Genomic DNA, 1,364 nt, shown 5'->3' with positions numbered 1-1,364 from the left:
TTGTAGTACTCGTGGCGTCAGTACGCCCCCCCAAGTATCAAATACCATTACTGATTGGCGCACCCGCTTTAATTTGTGCGTTTAGGTATTCGATAACGCTGTCTGCTAGCTTATCGAGAAGTAGGTGCAGAGTTTGTGGTTCTGCGTACATCATTTTCTTGATCTTAGTGAAGGCTTTTGAGCTGCCGCCTTCAACCATGTAAGTGGCGAGCGTCCACGGGCTACCAGAAAAACCAATCAGCGGTACGTCACCGTTCAAGTCTTTGCGGATTTGACGCACAGCGTTCATGACATATTGCAGCTCGACCTTCTGGATCCGGCACGCCGATTTTTTCGACGTCTGCTTTGCATGTGATTGGGTTATCGAAGATCGGGCCTTCGCCTGTTGAGAAGCGCAGACCTAATCCCATCGCATCTGGGATAGTCAGGATATCAGAGAACAGAATGGCAGCATCCAGCGGAAAGCGGCGAAGTGGCTGAATGAGTCACTTCAGACGCGAGCTCTGCATTTTTACACAAAGACATGAAATCGCCCGCTTGAGCACGCGTTGCTTTGTATTCTGGTAGGTAACGACCTGCCTGACGCATCATCCATACCGGTGTGCAATCTACAGGCTCTTTCAGTAATGCACGCAGATACGATCATTTTTAATTCAGTCATTCCGTAATTCCAGTTGTTAGGCTTTTTATAGAGCGCCATTCTACACTGATTAGCACAAAATACCGCCTGCTTTGCGCCCTGGATCAAGTTATTAACTTTTAAATCAATGCTTAGTTTGCACCCAACAAATAACAGTGTTAAAATTTGTTACGCTAGCGAAACTATAATTACAAACTGAGCACTCAGTGTTCAGCATCTTCATAACGACATCTTACTTACCCCCTCCCTCTCGGAGGGTTTTTTTTATTTATTTTTCAACAAATTAAAAGACCACCAATCTGGTGGCCTTTCACATTTAAGTTGCATCTAATCAAGATTCACACACTTGTTTGATGATGCCTTTTACATAGCCTTTGCTGACATAAGTCGGACAAAGAGCCGCTCGAACCGATTTGGATTCGATAACATAATTTTCAAAATTTGCCAAAGCCGTCCCGACACAAACGGTGGTTGCCACTTCTTTTGCCAAGGMCAAAWTCGCATTTTCGGGCGTTCTAAGTGTACAGCAGCGCATTCGCTACTTTTTCATCCGCACAGTATTGAGATGATTGCTTCACCGCAGAAGCAAAAAATGGCACTGATAGAGACTTAGATACGTTCTGGTAAACTTTAACCCCTTCAGCAAAGCTCAACTCCGCTTGAGGCGATAAGGTTGCAAGCAGATTGCCATAATTCTCCACACAGCTTTCGGCAGAGTAACGCA

2 pseudogenes are annotated in these 1,364 nt (G+C 45.2%); both read right to left on the bottom strand.

The features are described 5' to 3' along the window. Positions 1-657 (bottom strand): annotated as a pseudogene (gene hemE / locus CIK04_RS24965) (uroporphyrinogen decarboxylase); the annotation flags it as partial. A gap of 314 nt (positions 658-971) precedes the next feature. Continuing rightward, positions 972-1,364: pseudogene (locus tag CIK04_RS35680) on the bottom strand (hypothetical protein); the annotation flags it as partial.

Source organism: Vibrio sp. 03_296 (assembly GCF_002265885.1).
This window is presented reverse-complemented; position numbering and strand designations above follow the sequence as displayed.